The following is a 17,882-nucleotide window of genomic DNA, read 5'->3' as shown; positions in this document are numbered from 1 at the left end:
GAAGTGACGTGAGCAACCCTGCAAAATCCATTCGCATCGGCACCATGGTCAGCGGCAACAAGGGCGATGCCGCCGCGCGTATCGGCCAGATCGCCGACCTGGGCTTCGAAAGCTTCGAACCTTTCTTCTGGCAGACGACCAAGGGGCAGAACCTCGCCGAGCTCGGCAAGCGCTGCCTCGATGCGATCGGCGATCGCGACATCACCATTTCGACGCTCGGTATGTTCGGCAACCCGCTCGAAGAGAGCGCAATCGATCTCGAGACGCTGCAGGGCTGGAAGGATTGCATCGACAATGCTCATCATTTCGGCGCCACCTGCGTTGCCGGCTTCACCGGCCGCGTCCGCGGCAAGCCGCTGACCGACAGCCTGCCGCGCTACAGAGAGATCTGGAGCGAGCTCGCCAAACGCGCTGCCGACAAGGGCATCAAGATCGCCTTCGAGAATTGCGCCATGGATGGCAACTGGGCGAGCGGCGATTGGAACATCGCCCATAATCCCGACGCCTGGGAACTGATCTTCAACGAGACGCCGGATGACCATATCGGGCTCGAATGGGAACCCTGCCATCAGATGGTCTATCTGATCGACCCCATGCCGCAGATCCGCAAATGGGCACACAAAATCTTCCACGTCCACGGCAAGGACGCGACCATCCGCTGGGAGGTCATCAAGGAACACGGCATCTTCGGCAAGGAGAAATTCGTCTTCATGCGCACGCCGGGCTTCGGCGACAGCAACTGGACCGACATCATTTCCGAGCTGCGCCTTGCCGGCTGGTCGGGCTCGATCGACATCGAAGGCTGGCACGACCCGGTCTATCGCGACGAACTCGAAATGACTGGTCAGGTCTACGCACTGAACCATCTCAAGCATGCCCGGGGCGGCGAATTCGTCGTCGATCCGGCCTGATGATATCGTTTCCGGCAAGGAGGATTGCCGGAAACGGGGATAACCACAAAGGAGGAGAACCATGGCTATCCGCAAATACGCAATTCTCGGCGCTCTGGCGCTGGCAGGCGTCTCGCTCTTCGGTCTTTCGGCCAAGGCCGAAGACGTCACGCTGACGCTCTGGTCGCTCGACAAGGACACCCAGCCGGCGCCGAACCTCGTCAAGGAATTCAATGCCCAGAACAACGGCATCAAGATCGAATACCGGCTGATCCAGTTCGACGACGTCGTCACCGAGGCGATGCGCGCCTATGCCACCGGCCAGGCGCCCGACATCATCGCCGTCGACAATCCGGAGCATGCGCTCTTTTCGTCGCGCGGCGCCTTCCTCGATCTCACCGACATGATCGCCAAGTCGACCGTCATCAAGCCGGATAATTATTTCCCCGGTCCGCTGAAATCGGTCGAGTGGGACGGCAAATATTACGGCGTGCCGAAGGCGACCAACACCATCGCGCTCTACTACAACAAGGACATGTTCAAGGCGAAGGGTCTCGATCCGAACAAGCCGCCGCAGACCTGGGACGAGCTGGTCGAGGATGCGCGCAAGCTGACCGACCCTGCCAAGAACGTCTACGGTCTCGCCTTCTCGGCCAAGGCCAACGAGGAGGGCACCTTCCAGTTCCTTCCCTGGGCCCAGATGGGCGGCGGCAGCTACGAGCACATCAATGCCGATGGCGCGGTGAAGGCACTCGAAATCTGGAAGACGATCATCGACGAGAAGCTCGCTTCTCCCGATAGTCTGACGCGCGGCCAGTGGGATTCGACCGGCACCTTCAACTCCGGCAATGCCGCCATGGCGATCTCCGGCCCGTGGGAACTCGACCGCATGGTGCAGGAAGCGAAATTCGACTGGGGCGTTACCCTGCTTCCGGTTCCCAAGGAAGGGGCTGAGCGCTCCTCGGCCATGGGCGATTTCAACTGGGCGATCTTCGCCACCAGCAAACATCCGGCCGAAGCCTTCAAGGCGCTCGAATATTTCGCCTCGCAGGACGACAAGATGTTCAAGAACTTCGGCCAGCTTCCGGCCCGTTCCGACATCTCAATCCCCGAAAGTGGCCAGCCGCTGAAGGACGCCGCCCTCAAGGTCTTCCTCGAACAGCTGAAATACGCCAAGCCGCGCGGCCCCCATCCGCAATGGCCGAAGATCTCCAAGGCGATCCAGGACGCCATCCAGGCGGCGCTGACCGGCCAGATGAGCCCGAAGGACGCGCTTGATCAGGCCGCGGATAAAATCAAGGCTGTACTTGGCTGATTACTGGCTGTGAATGAGCCGCTTGCTCTCCTCTTCTCCCCAGCGGGGGTCCGAAGGACGGGGCGAGACACGCGGCTCGATCCAGGTACGGATGCCCGAAGGGCAGATGGGGAGGCGAGGAGCGAAGCGACGAACGTTCTGAGCGCAAGTGAAGAACAGCCAACACTGAACTCGGCGCCCCTCATCCGACCCTGCGGGCCACCTTCTCCCCGCTGGGGGCAACGACTCACCCACCGATGGCGCACCAGCCATCAAACCATTTCCTCCCGGCAGGGGCCGTCCCGCATCACGCGTCAGGCGGCCCCGTTCGGGATATCGGAGGACCCATGAAGAGGATACTGACGAGCATCAGGGACGGCCGCGGCTTCGATATCGTGCTGGTCGCTTTCCCGCTTGGCTTTCTGTTCCTGATGGCGGGACTGCCGCTCATCTACAATGTCGTGATGAGCTTCCAGGAGGTCGACATGTTCAGCCTCGGCACCTTCTCGCGCCCCTTCGTCGGCTTCAAGAATTACACCGACCTCTTCGCGCAGCCGGAAACGCTGCCGATCCTCTACAACACCCTTATCTTCGTCACCGGCTCGATCGCCGGCCAGTTCCTGATCGGCTTCGGACTGGCGCTGTTCTTCTGGGTCAATTTTCCCGGCGCCTCGTGGATGCGCGGTCTGTTTCTCGTCTCCTGGGTGATGCCCGGCCTCGTGGTCGGCGCCATATGGAACTGGATTCTCTCGGGCGATTTCGGCGTGCTGAATTTCATCCTGAGGGAAAGCGGCATCATTTCAGGCAATATCTTCTGGCGCTCGGACCCGCATTATTCGCTTTATGCCGTGATCATCGCCAATATCTGGCTCGGCACCTCGTTCAACATGATCCTGCTTTCCGTCGGGCTCGCCGGCATCCCCGCCGATCTCTACGAAGCGGCCGAACTCGACGGCGCCAATGTCTGGCAGCGCTTTTGGACGATCACGCTGCCGATGATGCGCTCGACGATCGGCGCCATCATCGCGCTCGGCCTGATCTTCACCCTGCAGCAATTCGATCTCTTCGCCGCGATCACCTCGGGCGGACCGAACAATTCGTCTAATGTCACACAATATTGGGCGTGGGATCTTTCCTTCCGCCAATACGACTTCGCCAAGGGCGCAACCATCTCCGTCATCATGATCGTCTTCGTCATGTTCGCATCCGTCGTCTATGTCCGCTCCACACGCCATGAGGTGCGCGGATGAGATCGATGAACCGCGACCGCCTGATGCTGGCAATATCGATCGTCATGGCGGCGATCTATCTCTTCCCGCTTTACTGGATGTACATCACCGCGCTGAAGAGCGGCTCGGAGATGTTCGCGACACCGCCAAGCTTCTGGCCTTCAGCGCCGCAATGGGGCACTTACGCCTATGTCTGGGAAAGCCGTGACATGGGCCGCTATCTCTGGAACTCGCTGCTCATCGCGCTCGGCGCCATGGCGCTCATCACCGTTCTCGGCGTCGGCTGCGCCTATGTGCTCGCGAGATACCGCAACGTCTGGGTGGATATTGGCCTGTTCCTGATCCTGATGCTACAGGTTCTGCCGGCATCGCTGATGATCACGCCGATCTTCGTAGGCTTCTCGCAGATCGGCCTGCTTTCCTATCCGCGCCTTGCCGTGATCATCGCAATTGCCGCCAAGAGCATGCCCTTCTTCGTCGTCCTGGTGCGGGCCACCTTCATGAGCGTTCCGCAGGAGCTGGAGGAGGCGGCCCTCGTCGACGGCAATTCGCGTGTCGGCGCCTTCTTCAACATCGTGCTGCCGCTTGCCCGCAACGGCATCCTCGTCAGCGCCATCCTGATCTTCATGCAGGCCTTCGGCGAATTCGTCTATTCGAAGTCGATGATCCAGGCGGCCGAGCTTCAGCCGGCAAGCGTCGGTCTCAACTCCTTCATGGGGCCGAACACCAACGAGTGGAACAACATCATGGCCTACGCCACGATGTATGTGACGCCGATCCTTGCCATCTTCGTTCTCTTGCAGCGCCGCATCGTATCCGGCCTCACCTCTGGAGCCCTCAAATGACCACGCAGATCGAACTCAGCGGCGTCAACAAATATTACGGCGCCTTCCATGCCCTGAAGAATATCGACCTTTCGATCGCCAAGGGCACTTTCGTCGCACTCGTCGGCCCCTCGGGCTGCGGCAAGTCCACGTTGCTGCGCTCGCTCGCCGGCCTCGAAAGCATCTCGACCGGCGACCTCAGGATCGCTGGCGAGCTGATGAACGGCGTGCCGCCGCGCAAGCGCGACGTCGCCATGGTCTTCCAGTCCTATGCGCTCTATCCCCATATGACGGTCGAGGAAAACCTGACCTACAGCCTGCGCATTCGTGGCGTCGCCAAGGCGGAAGCCAAGAAGGCGGCCGAGGACGTGGCGGCGACAACAGGTCTTTCGCATCTTCTGAAGCGTTATCCGCGCGAGCTTTCCGGCGGCCAGCGCCAGCGTGTCGCCATGAGCCGCGCCATCATCCGCCACCCGAAGGCCTTCCTGTTCGACGAACCTCTGTCCAACCTCGACGCAGCGCTGCGTGTCCATATGCGCAAGGAAATCCGGGCGCTGCACGACCGCTTGAACGCCACCTTCGTCTACGTCACCCACGACCAGGTCGAAGCGATGACAATGGCCGATCATGTGGTTGTCATGCGTGACGGCATCATCGAACAGCAGGGCGCGCCGCTTGACCTCTACGACCGGCCGGCCAACCGCTTCGTCGCCGGCTTCATCGGCTCGCCGGCGATGAACTTCATTCCCGCCATCGCTGCGGAAGACGGTAAGAGCCTGACATTGGATTTCGGCGCGGTGAAGCAGAAGCTTGCGATCGCACGCGCCGTCGAGCCGGGGCGCAAGCTCGTCGCCGGCATTCGGCCGGAGCACATCGAGGTGGTCGCACCCGGGCAGGGCAGCTTCGACGTGCCGATTGCCTTCGTCGAATCGACGGGGTCCTCGACCTTCATCGTCGCGGCGACCCAGCCGGAACTGACGATCGTCGAGACGCGGCGCGACAAGGTCAGGCCAGGAGAGATGATCGGACTTTCGGTCGACCCGACCCAGGTCCATCTCTTTGACGCATCGACCGAGCGCCTGATATAACACCCGTCATTCGAGGGCGGGGAGCTTCATAAAACCATCACCGGTCTCTGCGAAGGGAGTGGCTCCGCACGATTCACTTCGTCATATCTGCAGCATCCGGATTTTCCACATGACATCCTCCCCGATATCAGCGCGCCTTTCCCCGAACGCGTCATCCCGCCTCATCGTGCTTGCCGAAACGGTGTTGAAGGCGGGCGAGACGGCCCGGGCTTCTCTCCGGCGGCGGACATCCGGGGAAATGCTCGCCAAGGCGCCGCGCGACTACCAGACCGAGATCGACGTCGCGGTCGAACGTATCATCGTCGATGAAATGCTGAAGGCCTTTCCGGATTATGCCATCCAGGGCGAGGAAGCGGTCGGCAACCGCGCCGCCGGGCCGGAGACGCCGATCATCTACATCGACCCGATCGACGGCACCACCAACTACGCCTGGGGCATGCCGCATTTCGGCATGACGATCTCGATTGCCGAAGGCGGCAGGCTGGTGGCCGGCGTCGTTTATGACGCCATGCTGGATGAGCTCTTCAGCGCCGAGATCGGCGGCGGCGCTTATCTCAATGGTGAGCGCATCCGCTGCGCCGATGTCGCCGACATCGAGAACGTGCTGATCGGCGCCGGGCTGCCGATCCCCGGCCAGGTCAAGGCGGTTTCGGAAGAAACCTATTTCGACGCCATCAAACGCCTGATGGCCAATACGGCAGGCGTGCGCCGCCTGGGCTCTGCGGCGCTGTCGATCGCCTATGTCGCCTGCGGTCGGCTGGACGGCTTCTTCGAGGACGGGCTCTCGATCCATGATTTCGGCGCCTCGGCGCTGATGGTCGAAGAGGCGGGCGGCATCGTCACCCGTTTTTCCGGCGCGGCAGTCGACGGGCGCGGCGATATCCTTGCGGCCAGCAAGGCGCTGCATCCCTGGCTCAAGGAAGGCTTCCTCGTCAACGCGTGAACCGGCACAGTTGCCGGACTCCACCATATGGAAATCGGCGGCGGGAGACACTATCTCCTGGCAAACAAGGAGACATCCAATGACCGAAGAACGTGCAGTGCTCGCCGGCGGCTGCTTCTGGGGCATGCAGGACCTCATCCGCCGATATAATGGCGTGATTTCGACCCGCGTCGGCTATACCGGCGGCGATGTGCCAAACGCGACCTACCGTAACCACGGAACTCATGCAGAGGCGATCGAGATCATCTTCGATCCCTCAAGGATCAGCTACCGGGAAGTCCTCGAATTCTTCTTCCAGATCCACGACCCGAGCACGCGCAACCGCCAGGGCAACGACGTCGGCACGAGCTATCGTTCGGCGATCTTCTACACCGGCCCCGAGCAGGAGCGCGTCGCCCGCGATACGATCGCCGATGTCGATGCATCGGGCCTGTGGCCCGGCAAGGTCGTCACCGAAGTCGTGCCGGTGAGCGATTTCTGGGAGGCAGAGCCCGAGCACCAGGATTATCTGGAGCGGATTCCGAACGGCTATACCTGCCACTTCGTCCGGCCCGGCTGGAAACTGCCAGCCCGCCAGAAGATCGCCTGACCGCAATTCGTGCATGCATGCCGGAAACAGCGCCGGCATGCATGGCGCGTACGCTGCTCGGCAGGTGGGTCAGAACCCCGTGCGATCGGCGATGACACGCACCATTTCGTCGATGTCCCGATCGTGAATTTCGTGCCCGCCGCCAACAATCCGGTGCAACTGGGCGGTCGGCGTGACACGGGTGAAGGCTTCTCCGTGCTCGATCGGGAATAGCGGGTCTGATGTGCCGTGGATTACGAGAACCGGCACGTCGATGCGCGACGCATGCAACGTGGCGGCGCTATCCTCGCTCAACAGCATGAAATGATTGGTCGCACTGACAAAGGACGCGGCCCGGCCCATGTCGCGTGCGATGAGGGCATCCGCCGCCTCGGCATCGTGCGGATGCCTGGTGCCGGCCAGCATGGCTGAATCGCGGCGCAGGAAATCGGCAATGGCTTCAAGATCTGACCAGTCGAGACTTTCGGCAGCGGCGGAATGTTCCTTGTAAGCTTTGGTCGAAGAAGGCAGGCCGTCGACTCCAAGCGGCGACGAACTGATCGCGGTGAGTGTTCGCACCCGCCGAGGATGGCGCAATGCGGCCTCTTGCGCCAGGAAGCCGCCCATCGACATGCCCACCAGATGCGCGGCTTCAATTCCATAGCCGTCGAGAACGGCGATGGCATCGTCGGCGAGATCGCTAAACGAATAGCCCGGCTCGCCCGGCGGGTAACACGTGGAAAGGCCGGTGTCGCGCTGGTCGTAGCGGATGACGTAGCGCCCTTGGGCGGCGAGTTCCTCACAGAACCTTTCCGGCCACCACAGCATCGAAGACATCACTCCCATGATCAACAACACGGGCGGGTGGGCCGGATCGCCGAAGGCCTGGGTGTGCAGTTGCGTATATTCGAATGCGACGATCTTTTCTGCGACGAGAGTTGACCCGGTCATTTCCATGCCCCATCTTTCCGATTGCAGTTTGCAACTAGTATTCATCTTGCACAACTGATCCTAATATGCAATCTGTTTTGAGAGACTTGGCATGCGAGACCCCTCCACGCATCAGACTGAGAATTGATCCTCGAACAAAGCAGAGCGAGTGTCATGGCGTTAGATCGTGCCGACTTTTATGACGCGGAATTGGCGAGACACAATCGGCATCTCCAAATTGCTGCCGGCGTTGGCCCCGATGACCGAGTGCTCGATATCGGCTGCGGCGCGGGACAGACGACGCGCGAGGCCGCCCGTGCCGCGACGCAAGGAGAAGCGGTCGGGGTGGATACATCAGCTGAGATGCTCGAAGTCGCAAGGCGACGGAGTGCTGCGGAAGGTTTGCGAAACGTGGTGTTCGAGCAGGCAGACGCGCAATTCAATCCCTTTTCAGCTGCCGGCTTCGATCTCTGCATCAGCCGGTTCGGCGTGATGTTTTTTGCCGATCCGGCGGCCGCCTTTGCCAATATCGGCAGGGCGATGCGTCCGGGCGCGCGCCTTGTGTGGATGGTATGGCAAAGCCGGGAGCATAACGAGTGGTCCGGCGCCATCCGGCAGGCCCTGGCGCCCGGAACTGCGGTTTCGGCAGATGGTCCCAATCCGTTTTCGCTTGGCGATCCATCCACTGCGAAGGACCTTTTGAGCGTCGCAGGTTTTACGTCGATCGACTTTGCCGACGTGCGAGAGCCGGTCTTCTATGGACCAGACGTCGATGCGGCGTCCGAGGCGCTCGCCGGCCTTTATCTTGTGAAGGACGCGCTCGCGCGCACCGATGAACCGCCCGGCAAACCGCTGCAGCGTCTGCGCGATTTGCTGGAGGCGCATATGACGCCGGAGGGCGTGTTGTTCGACTCCAGCGCCTGGATCATCACTGCTCGCCGCGCAGGCGTCGTCGCGTCTCAATAGCGCGGTGCGTAATCCAGGCCACCGTCGATCCGGGAGGGGCGGCCATCCAGGAAAAGCTCGCCGATGCGCGGCGCCGAGCGGGCGACGACCTTGCCGCGGCGGATCACCGCCAGCCGGTTCGGCTTCAGCCGCAGCGCTTCCAACGTATCTCGCGCCTGGAGGATGACCAGGTCGGCGTTGCATCCCTTCTCCAGGCCGTAGCCTGTAAGCCCCATCGTCTTCGCCGAATTGACGGTCAGGGCGTCGAAGATCTTCTTCTTGTCCTCGATGCCCGCCATCTGCGCGACATGGATCGCCATATGGCCAACCTCCAGCATGTCGCCCGATCCCATCGAATACCACGGGTCCATGACGCAATCGTGCCCGAAGGAAACGTTCAGCCCGGCATCCATCAATTCCCTCACGCGGGTCATGCCGCGGCGTTTCGGATAGGTATCGTGCCGGCCCTGCAGCATGATGTTGATCAGCGGATTGGGGATGACGTTGATCTCGGCCTCCGCCATCAGCGGAATGAGCTTGGAGACATAATAATTGTCCATCGAGTGCATCGAGGTCAGATGCGAGCCGGCGACACGTCCCTGCAGGCCGAAGCGGATGGTCTCAGCCGCCAGCGTCTCGATATGGCGCGAGAGCGGATCGTCGGTTTCGTCGCAATGCATGTCGACCGGCAGGCCGCGATCGGCGGCGATGCGGCAGAGCGCCTCGACCGAGGCCGTCCCTTCGCCCATCGTCCGTTCGAAGTGCGGAATGCCGCCGACGATATCGACGCCCATGTCGAGCGCCCGGTTAAGCGCATCGATCGCGCCCGGCGAGCGATAATAACCGTCCTGGGGGAAGGCGACCAGTTGCAGGTCGATATAGGGCGCCACCTTTTCGCGGACCTCGATCATCGCTTCGACCGTCACCAGCCTGGGATCGCTGGTATCGACATGGCTGCGGATGAAGAGCAGGCCTTGCGTCACCGCCAGATCGCAATAGCGCAGCGCACGGTCGACCAGCTCTTCCTTCGTCACGATGGGGCGCAGCTCGCCCCAGAGCGCGATGCCTTCGAGCAGCGTGCCGGAGACGTTCATGCGCGGCAGGCCGAGCGACAGGGTGGCGTCCATGTGAAAATGCGGATCAACGAACGGCGGGCTGACCAGCCTGCCGTTCGCGTCGATTTCTTCGCCCGCCTGCGCCTGGAGATTGGGCTCGACGGCGATGATCCTGTCACCCTCGATGCCGATATCGATGCCGGTGCGGCCATCGGGAAGATTTGCGTTTCTGACGATCAGATCGAACATCGGAGCCTCGTTGGATGTGGATGGTCTCAGCGCTCGCCGCGGCGGTAGGGCTGCATCAGCGCCTGCGGAACGCGGGCGCGGCGGGCCATGACGGCAAGCGCGGCAATGGAGAGAATATAGGGCGTCATCAGGAAGAGCTGATAGGGCACAAGCCCGCTCAGCACAGTTTGCAGCCGAAGCTGGAAAGCATCGAAGAAGGCGAAGAGCAGGGCGCCGAAAAGCGCGCGGCCCGGCCGCCAGGAGGCGAACACGACGAGCGCAATGCAGATCCATCCGCGCCCCTGCACCATGGTCGGAAAGAAGCTGTTGAATGCCGACAAGGTCAAGAAGGCGCCACCCATTCCCATCAGCGCGCTGCCGGCGATGACCGCGCCGTAACGCACCTTCATCGGATTGACGCCCTGGGCTTCCGCCGCATGCGGGTTCTCGCCGGTCATGCGGATCGCAAGCCCCACGGGCGTGCGGAAGATGATGTAGGCCATCAACAGGGCGATCAGGATCGCAAGATAGGTCGGCGCGGTCTGCGTGAAGAAGGCCGGGCCGATGAAAGGCAGCGTAGAGAGGCCGGGAATGGCGATCGGCTGGAACGGCACGATGGTGGGCGGCGTATTGGCAAGCGGCACGATCAGCCGGAACACATAATAGCTGAAACTCGACGCAAAGAGCGTGACGCCGAGACCGGCGACATGCTGCGAGAGGCCGAGCGTCACCGTCAGCCCCGCATGCAGCAGGCCGAAGACGCCGCCGGCCACTGCGGCAATCAGCAGGCCGGTCCAGAGATCGGCGCCGTGATAGACGGATAGCCAGCCGATCATCGCCCCAAAGGTCATGATGCCTTCGATGCCGAGATTGAGCACACCCGCCCGTTCGCACAGAAGAGCGCCGAGCGTGCCGAAAATCAGCGGCGTGGCGATCCGCAGGATTGCCGCCCAGAGCCCGGCGGAGGCGATGATATCGAACAGCTGCATCATCGCCGAATCCTGTACTGAGTGAAGAACAACGCGATCAGCATCGTCAGCAGCGACAGCGCCACCGTGACGTCGGCGATATAAGTCGGGATGCCGAGGCCCCGGCTCATGCCGTCCGCGCCCACGAACATGGTGGCGGTGAAAATAGCGGCGAAGACGACGCCCAGCGGATTGAGGTTGGCGAGCATGGCGACGACGATGCCGGCATAGCCGAAACCGGGCGAGAGATCGGTCGTCACGTAACCCTTGACACCCATCACCTCGATCGCGCCTGCGAGCCCCGCGAGCCCGCCCGAGAGGCAGGCGACCTTCACCAGCGTTCTGCCGAGCGGCACGCCTGCGAAAACAGCGCCGGCAGGATTGAGGCCTGCGGCGCGGGACTGCATGCCGAATACGGTGCGGGACTGGACAAAATGGACGACGGCGGCAAGAGCGATCGCGATCGCAAAGCCGATATGCAGGCGCGAGCGGGCGATCAGCTTCGGCAGCATGGCGTGATCGCTGACGGACTGCGACTGCGGCCAACCGAAGGCGAGCGGATCTTTGAGAACGCCATCGATGAGCATTGACACGAAAAGCACGGCGATGAAGTTCAGGAGCAGGCTGGTGACGACCTCGTCGACGGAAAAGCGCAGCCTGAGCCACAGCGGAACCAGGATCAGCACCATGCCGGCAATGGCGCCGATCAGCAGCAGGAGCGGAATGAGGATGGGGGCGGGAAGATTGCCCAGCAGTTTCGAGCTTGCGGCCGCAACGGCAATCGCGCCGAGATAGAACTGGCCCTCGGCGCCGATATTCCAGAGCCGCGCCCGGAAGGCGACAGCGGCAGCAAGCCCCGTCAGCATCAGCGGCGTTGCCCGCGTCAGCGTTTCGGTTGCCGACAGCCGCGAGCCGAAGGCGCCGGTCAGGATGCGCCAATAGGCATCGAGAACGGGCGCGCCGGCAATCGCGATCAGGATGCCGGCCAACGCCAGCGCCGCAATGACCGCGACGACGGGCGTGAATATCAGCAGGGAAAGCGGGCGGTGCTCGCGGCGCTCAAATCGCATCGTGGGCCTCTGGGGTTTCCTGCCATTCGCCGGCCATCATCAGGCCCAGCCTGCGGGCGTCGGCGCCATCGGCCTCGACCGGCGGCGACAGACGGCCGCCGACGATCGCCTGTATGCGATCGGCAAGCGCGATCACTTCGTCGAGATCCTCCGAGATCAGCAGCACGGCGGTCCCCTGCCGACGCGCTTCGAGCAGGCGAGCGTGCACGGCGGCAACCGCACCTTCATCGAGGCCGCGAGCGGGCTGCGCGGCAATCAGGATGCGCGGCCGCCGGTAGAGGCTGCGGCCAAGAATGAGCTTCTGCATATTGCCGCCGGAAAGCAGCCGGGTGCGGATCGCCGGGCCGCCGCCGCGAACGTCGAACCCGTCGATGATTTCGCTTGCGAAGGCCATGCCGGCCTTGCGGTCGACGAAACCACGGCGCGAGAAAGCCGGCGAGGCGATACGCTCCAGCACGGCGTTTTCCCAGATCGCCATTTCTCCGATCACGCCTTCATGGTTGCGATCTTCCGGAATACGGCCGATGCCGGCTTCGACGACATCGGCGACGCCGAGATGACCGACCGCTTCCCCGAACAGCTTGAGGTCGCCGCCACTGCGCGCCAGCGTGCCGGACAGAAGATGCGCCAACGCCGCCTGGCCATTGCCTGAAACGCCGATGATGCCGAGGATCTCGCCCTGGTGCAGCCGGAAGCTGATCGATTTCAGCCGGTCGACGCCGCCGGTGCGCGCCGTCACGCCGTCCGCTTCGAGGGCAACGGCCCCGGGTGTCGATGGCTCGCGCACAGGCCGCGTCACGCGGCGCCCGACCATCAGTTCGGCGAGTTCCGCCTTGCTGGTGTCCGACGCCCTGCGTTCGGCGACCATCTTGCCGCCGCGCAGGACCACGATGCGGTCGGCCGCGGCCATCACCTCGTCGAGCTTGTGCGAAATGAAAATCAGCGACAGGCCCTGGCGGGCCATTTCCTTCAGTGTCGTGAACAACCGCTCGGCCTCGATATTGGTCAGCACCGCCGTCGGCTCGTCGAGGATCAGGATGCGGGCGTCGTTGTAGAGCGCCTTGAGGATTTCCACCCGCTGCTGCTCGCCGACCGACAGGTCGCCAAGACGGGCGTCGGGATCGACCGCGAGGCCGAAGCGCTCGGAAATGGCCAGGAGCTTCTTGCGCGCCGCTGACGTTGCCGAACGCCAGGACCACAGTCCCTCCGTGCCGGTCATGACATTTTCAAGCACCGTCAGATTGGGCGCCAGCGAGAAATGCTGGTGCACCATGCCGACCCCGGCGCGGATCGCCGCCCGCGGTTTGCCCTGCGGCGCCTCCGCGCCCTCGATCAGAATTCGGCCGGCATCCGGCATGTAGTGGCCGAAAAGGATGCTCATCAGCGTGGTCTTGCCTGCACCGTTCTCGCCGAGCAAGGCCACGATCTCGCCCCCGGCGAGCGTCATGGAAATATCGTCATTGGCAAGATTGTCGCCGAAGCGTTTGCTGACACCGATAATTTCCAGAACGGGCCCGGTCATGACGGCAATCCCGCCACCGGAAAGCGGTGCTGCCATCGCCCCTCGGCCTCCAGGCGTACGGCGAGCGACAGCAGGCGCGGCTCGTGGCTCATCGGCGCCATGAGTTGCACCGGCAGCGGCATGGCCTGTTGATCCTGTCCGAAAGGGAGCGTCAAAGCAGGAAAACCCGAAATATTGGCGAGGCAGGCAAGCGGCGCGAATGCCGCCATGCGTTCGAGATGCAGATCCGTGTCGGCATGATCGGACGGAAAGGAGCCGATCGCAAGCGGCGCGGAAGCAAGCATCGGCATCAGGATGCAATCGACCCTGTCGAACAGCGCCCAGAGACGATGGCTCACCAGGACGGCATCGTTCAGCGTGTCCCAGAGCATAGTCGCCGACAGCGCCCGCCCGCGCGCCGCGAACGCCTGCGTGAGAGGCTCGGCCCGACTCTCCTCAAGAGCCGCCGCCTCGATGAGTGCGGAAAGGTTGACGGAAACGATGTCGGCAAAGGCGCGGCTGCTGGCGGCGACACTCCATTCGAAGTCGGCCCAGGCCAGTGGAACGACGATATGTCCATCGCTTTCAAGCATGCGCGCCGCGTCTTCGACTGCGGCAAGCCGGCTACCCTCAGTCGGGTAAGCCGGCCCGGTATCGGTCAGCAGGCCGATCCTCAAACGGCCGTTGTCGATATCGACAGGGGAGGGGTCCGGAACAGGTCCGCGCGAATTGCCGCTCAGCCGGTCGAAAATCAGCGCCGTATCCCGCACCGAGCGGCAGACCGCCAGTTCGCTCGCGATGCCGGCGAGATGGTTGCCGAAGGATGGTCCGCCTGGCATGGCGCCACGTGTCGGCTTCAGTCCGACAAGGCCGCAGCAGGCGGCGGGCACGCGGATCGAGCCGCCGGCGTCGGTGGCATGGGCAATCGCGACGATCCCGGCCGCAACCGCTGCCGCCGCGCCGCCGGAGGAGCCGCCGGCGGTTCTCTCCGGATCGAGCGGATTGCGGCAGACCGGCCCGATCGCCGGTTCGCTGGCAAGCGAAAGACCGAATTCCGGGCTCGTCGTCAGGCCGAACAGGCAGAAGCCGGCGTCGCGGAACCGGGAGGCGAGATCGGAATCGGCTTCGCCGCCCTTTCTTTCGAAGAGGCGGGAACCGGCCGTCACCGGCAGCCCCGCAAAGGGACCGCCAAGATCCTTCGCCAACGTCGGCACGCCGGCAAAGGGCCGGGCGGCAAATTGATCGGGCGCATTTAGCCGCTCCCCGTCGCAAGCCTTCGCCGAGGCGAGCCCCATGGCGGCATCGATATAGGCGATCGCGCCGAGCGGCTCGTGCCGCGCGGCTGCCTCAAGAGAGATCTGCATCGCTTCCGCAGCGCTCAGGCTGCCATGCCTGATCGCTGCCGCCAGCTCGGTCGCGTCGCCCTGCATGAGCCGAACTACTTCGGCTCGTCCATCATCTTCGGAACTTCGAACGTGCCGGCTTTGATCTCCGCACGCTTGGCCTCCATCGCCGCTTCCGCCTCGGCGGGCGCGACACCCTTGACGAAGACGATGTCGCTGCCGCCTTCCTTCATCAGGCCGTAGGACGTGTAATTCCGTCCGACCGGTTTTCCGGCGGCGACATCGGCGATCGCGGCATTCAGGATCGGGCGGAAGTACCACATGGCGTTGGCGAACACCGTATCCGGATAGCGCGGCGTGTAATCGATCAGCGAGCCGATCGACTTGATGCCGCGCTCCTTGGCGGCGTCGGCCGTGCCGATACGCTCGCCGAACAGAATGTCGGCGCCGGCGTCGATCTGGGCAAGACCGGCTTCGCGGGCCTTCGGCGGATCGAAGAAGGTGCCGATGAACGAGACGAGGTGCTTTGCATCCGGGTTGACCGCCTTGACGCCCGCGGCGAAGGCGTTGATCAGCATGTTGACCTCGGGGATCGGAATGGCGCCGACCGAACCGACGACATTCGACTTGGTCATCTTGCCCGCCAGCATGCCGGCCAGATAGGCGCCGTCATAGTTCCAGGTGCCGAAGACACCGAAATTGTCGCCGGCCTGCTCACCGCTCGAGCCCAGGACGAAAGCCGTATCGGGATAGTCGGCCGCGACCTGCCGGGCTTCTTTCTCCACGGCATAGGCCTCGCCGATGATCAGCTTGTTGCCCTGTTCGGCATATTCGCGCATGGCGCGGGGATAATCGGTGCCGGAGACGCCTTCGGAGAAGACATATTCGATGACGCCGTCCTTGGCCGCGTCCTGAAGGGCCTTGTGGAGACAGGAATTCCAGGCATTTTCGACCGGCGAGGCATGAATACCGGCGACTTTCAACGGGGCGGCGGCCCTTGCGAGCGGGGCGAAGCCGCTGACGCCAAGCGCAATGCCCGATGCGATGACTGCCCGGCGTGAAATCAGGATGTCTTTGGTCATTGATTGCTCCCCTTATTTTTACCATCTGGTTCAAAAATCATAGTAGCGCCCAAAAAAGTGTCAAGCAGCGAACAGGCTTAAAAATCAGGCTGATCGGCCGTTACGACATGGCTGAAAACATGAGATATGGCAGGCCTGCACGCCCGGCGTCGCCGTGCTTCTCGGGCCGGATCTACAGGGCTTGGCGCGGCGACTCCGGCAGGATATGCATAGAACCATCGGGTTGGGGAAATTGAAATGGGTGAAGAAGAAGACGCCTCGCGGCGGCCGATCGCGAGCCGGTCGTCGTCCTGGGCGGTCGGGCTCAGCGCTTGGCTGGCGCGCACCGGTATCACGCGTAGGATGAGCCTCGGCCGTTCCCTGGAGAGATTATGACCGCGCTCATCCGTCGCCTTCTCGTGCTGTTCGTCCGGATCATGGTCGGCGCCCGAAGCGAGTGGCGGGGCTGTGCGCCCGACCCTCGCCGCCGCATCTATTTCGCCAATCACAACAGCCATGTCGATACCGTCGCCGTCATGGCCGCCCTGCCGTGGCCGATCCGGCGACTGACTCACCCGGTCGCGGCGCGCGATTATTGGGGAACAAGCGCCTTGCGCCGTTTCATCGCCGAGAAAGGCCTGCGCGCCGTCCTGATAGACCGCAAGCCTCTGCCCGAAAGCAACCCGCTGGAGCCGGTCGAGCGCCTGCTCGAAGAGGGGCGCTCGGTCCTGATCTTCCCGGAAGGCACGAGAAGCGCCAACGATGAGATCGCCCCTTTCCGCAGCGGCATCTATCGCCTCGCCTGCCGTTTCCCCGATGTCGATCTCGTGCCGATCCATCTCGACAATCTTCAGCGCATCCTGCCGAAGGGAAGCTGGCTCATCGTGCCGATCACCTGCACGGCGCGCTTCGGCAAGCCGCTGCGCGTCGAACCGGGCGAAGGAAAGGACGCGTTCCTGGCCCGCGCCCGTGCGGCAGTCATCGAGCTAGCGGACGGAAAGCACATCGCATGACCAGCCATTTTTCCATCGTGCTTGCCGCAATCCTCGGCCTGCTGGCCGTCGCCTCGGCCATCGGCTTCATCCTTCAGCGGCACGCGAGCGAGCCCGGCTCCGTCGCCACCGTCCACAATCTCAATGCCCGTATCCGCTCCTGGTGGATCATGGTCGCGATATTCGGCGGCGCGATCCTGCTCGGCGATACCGCGGTGGTCGTCCTGTTCGCATTCCTGTCCTTCATGGCGCTTCGCGAATTCTGGACGCTGACGCCATCGCGACGCGGCGACCATCTGGCGCTGTTCCTGTCCTTCTTCGTCGTCCTGCCGGTGCAGTATGTGCTGCTCGGGACACTGTGGTATGGCCTCTTCGCGATATTCATCCCGGTCTATGCCTTCCTGATCCTGCCGGCGGTGGCGACCCTGACGGGCGACGTCAACGAATTCCTGGCGCGCACCGCCCGGGTGCAATGGGGATTGATGCTGACGGTCTATTCGATCAGCCATGCTCCCGCGCTGCTCATGCTGCAGACCGGCACGCCGTCGGCCCTTCTTCTCGTCTATCTCGTCATCGTGGTGCAGCTCAGCGACGTCTTCCAATATGTCTGGGGCAAGCTTCTCGGAAAGCATCGCTTCTCACCGAACATCAGCCCGTCGAAGACGCTCGAAGGCCTGATCGGCGGCGGCGCCTCGGCCATCCTGGTGGGAACGCTGCTCTATCGCCTCACGCCGTTCTCGCCTCTGCAGGCGGCGGCCGTCAGCACGGTCATCGTCGTCGCGGGCTTCTTCGGCGGCTTCGTGCTCTCGGCCATCAAGCGCGATCTCAACGCCAAGGACTGGGGCTATGTCATCGAGGGTCACGGCGGCGTGCTCGACCGCCTGGATTCCATCACCTTCGCCGCGCCGCTGTTCTTCCACATCGTCCGCTACTGGTACACCGTCTGAGGTTTC

Annotated in this window: 17 protein-coding genes and 1 pseudogene; 11 read left to right on the top strand and 7 right to left on the bottom strand. The window is 63.1% G+C overall.

Annotated features, from left to right (window positions below; genetic code table 11):
• Positions 1-8 precede the first annotated feature (8 nt).
• The 7 genes from ATY78_RS12490 (at position 9) to msrA (ending at position 6,857) form a co-directional block, all read left to right on the top strand.
• Positions 9-911, top strand: coding sequence for a sugar phosphate isomerase/epimerase (locus ATY78_RS12490; RefSeq protein ID WP_088682627.1), 903 nt, complete (start codon positions 9-11; stop codon positions 909-911).
• Positions 912-972: 61 nt separating this feature from the next.
• On the top strand, positions 973-2,205 hold the full coding sequence (locus ATY78_RS12485; protein ID WP_088682626.1) for a sugar ABC transporter substrate-binding protein: 1,233 nt from the start codon (positions 973-975) through the stop codon (positions 2,203-2,205).
• Positions 2,206-2,531: 326 nt separating this feature from the next.
• Positions 2,532-3,434 carry a sugar ABC transporter permease gene (locus tag ATY78_RS12480; protein WP_088682625.1) on the top strand — a complete coding sequence of 301 codons (903 nt, stop codon included), beginning with the start codon at positions 2,532-2,534 and terminating at the stop codon, positions 3,432-3,434.
• A complete protein-coding gene (locus ATY78_RS12475) occupies positions 3,431-4,258 on the top strand; it encodes a carbohydrate ABC transporter permease (RefSeq protein WP_088682624.1) in 828 nt (275 codons plus the stop codon). Before ATY78_RS12480 ends, ATY78_RS12475 begins: the two co-directional genes overlap by 4 nt.
• The gene (locus ATY78_RS12470; RefSeq protein ID WP_088682623.1) at positions 4,255-5,325 is read left to right on the top strand and encodes an ABC transporter ATP-binding protein; all 1,071 of its coding nucleotides are present in this window, start codon (positions 4,255-4,257) and stop codon (positions 5,323-5,325) included. Before ATY78_RS12475 ends, ATY78_RS12470 begins: the two co-directional genes overlap by 4 nt.
• Positions 5,326-5,434: 109 nt before the next feature.
• Entirely contained in the window at positions 5,435-6,268 is an 834-nt protein-coding gene (locus tag ATY78_RS12465) for an inositol monophosphatase family protein (RefSeq protein ID WP_088682622.1), read from the top strand.
• A gap of 79 nt (positions 6,269-6,347) precedes the next feature.
• Positions 6,348-6,857: a peptide-methionine (S)-S-oxide reductase MsrA gene (gene msrA / locus ATY78_RS12460; protein WP_088682621.1), complete on the top strand. Its 510-nt coding sequence runs from the start codon at positions 6,348-6,350 to the stop codon at positions 6,855-6,857.
• 69 nt (positions 6,858-6,926) lie between these two features.
• Here the strand turns inward: msrA and ATY78_RS12455 are convergent, their stop codons facing one another.
• Complete coding sequence (locus ATY78_RS12455) at positions 6,927-7,793, bottom strand: alpha/beta hydrolase (protein WP_088682620.1); 867 nt, start codon at positions 7,791-7,793, stop codon at positions 6,927-6,929.
• 147 nt (positions 7,794-7,940) lie between these two features.
• On the opposite strand from ATY78_RS12455, the gene ATY78_RS12450 reads away from it, so the two are divergent.
• Entirely contained in the window at positions 7,941-8,732 is a 792-nt protein-coding gene (locus ATY78_RS12450; protein WP_088682619.1) for a methyltransferase domain-containing protein, read from the top strand.
• Here the strand turns inward: ATY78_RS12450 and ATY78_RS12445 are convergent.
• Genes ATY78_RS12445 through ATY78_RS12420 form a run of 6 tightly spaced genes read right to left on the bottom strand, consistent with a single transcriptional unit; the run spans position 8,726 to position 15,958 of the window.
• Entirely contained in the window at positions 8,726-10,015 is a 1,290-nt protein-coding gene (locus ATY78_RS12445) for an amidohydrolase family protein (RefSeq protein WP_088682618.1), read from the bottom strand. The genes ATY78_RS12450 and ATY78_RS12445 overlap by 7 nt on opposite strands.
• A 26-nt stretch (positions 10,016-10,041) precedes the next feature.
• Positions 10,042-10,986, bottom strand: coding sequence for an ABC transporter permease (locus tag ATY78_RS12440; RefSeq protein ID WP_085739183.1), 945 nt, complete (start codon positions 10,984-10,986; stop codon positions 10,042-10,044).
• Positions 10,983-12,032: an ABC transporter permease gene (locus ATY78_RS12435; RefSeq protein WP_088682617.1), complete on the bottom strand. Its 1,050-nt coding sequence runs from the start codon at positions 12,030-12,032 to the stop codon at positions 10,983-10,985. Before ATY78_RS12435 ends, ATY78_RS12440 begins: the two co-directional genes overlap by 4 nt.
• On the bottom strand, positions 12,022-13,554 hold the full coding sequence (locus tag ATY78_RS12430) for an ABC transporter ATP-binding protein (RefSeq protein ID WP_088682725.1): 1,533 nt from the start codon (positions 13,552-13,554) through the stop codon (positions 12,022-12,024). The genes ATY78_RS12435 and ATY78_RS12430 overlap by 11 nt, the downstream gene beginning before the upstream one ends.
• Positions 13,551-14,963, bottom strand: a complete 1,413-nt coding sequence (locus tag ATY78_RS12425; RefSeq protein ID WP_088682616.1) for an amidase — start codon at positions 14,961-14,963, stop codon at positions 13,551-13,553. Before ATY78_RS12425 ends, ATY78_RS12430 begins: the two co-directional genes overlap by 4 nt.
• Before the next feature lie 8 nt (positions 14,964-14,971).
• On the bottom strand, positions 14,972-15,958 hold the full coding sequence (locus ATY78_RS12420; protein ID WP_088682615.1) for a BMP family protein: 987 nt from the start codon (positions 15,956-15,958) through the stop codon (positions 14,972-14,974).
• 237 nt (positions 15,959-16,195) lie between these two features.
• Here ATY78_RS12420 and ATY78_RS28855 point away from each other — a divergent pair.
• The 3 genes and pseudogenes from ATY78_RS28855 to ATY78_RS12410 form a co-directional block, all read left to right on the top strand.
• A pseudogene (locus tag ATY78_RS28855) lies at positions 16,196-16,294 on the top strand (CDP-alcohol phosphatidyltransferase family protein); the annotation flags it as partial.
• A 35-nt stretch (positions 16,295-16,329) separates the two neighbouring features.
• Positions 16,330-16,950 (top strand): lysophospholipid acyltransferase family protein, encoded by a 621-nt coding sequence (locus ATY78_RS12415; RefSeq protein WP_088682614.1) that lies wholly within the window; start codon positions 16,330-16,332, stop codon positions 16,948-16,950.
• On the top strand, positions 16,947-17,876 hold the full coding sequence (locus ATY78_RS12410; RefSeq protein WP_088682613.1) for a phosphatidate cytidylyltransferase: 930 nt from the start codon (positions 16,947-16,949) through the stop codon (positions 17,874-17,876). Before ATY78_RS12415 ends, ATY78_RS12410 begins: the two co-directional genes overlap by 4 nt.
• Positions 17,877-17,882 lie beyond the last annotated feature (6 nt).

Origin of the sequence: Rhizobium sp. R635 (genome assembly GCF_002211285.1) — a bacterium.
GTDB lineage: Bacteria > Pseudomonadota > Alphaproteobacteria > Rhizobiales > Rhizobiaceae > Rhizobium.
This window is presented reverse-complemented; position numbering and strand designations above follow the sequence as displayed.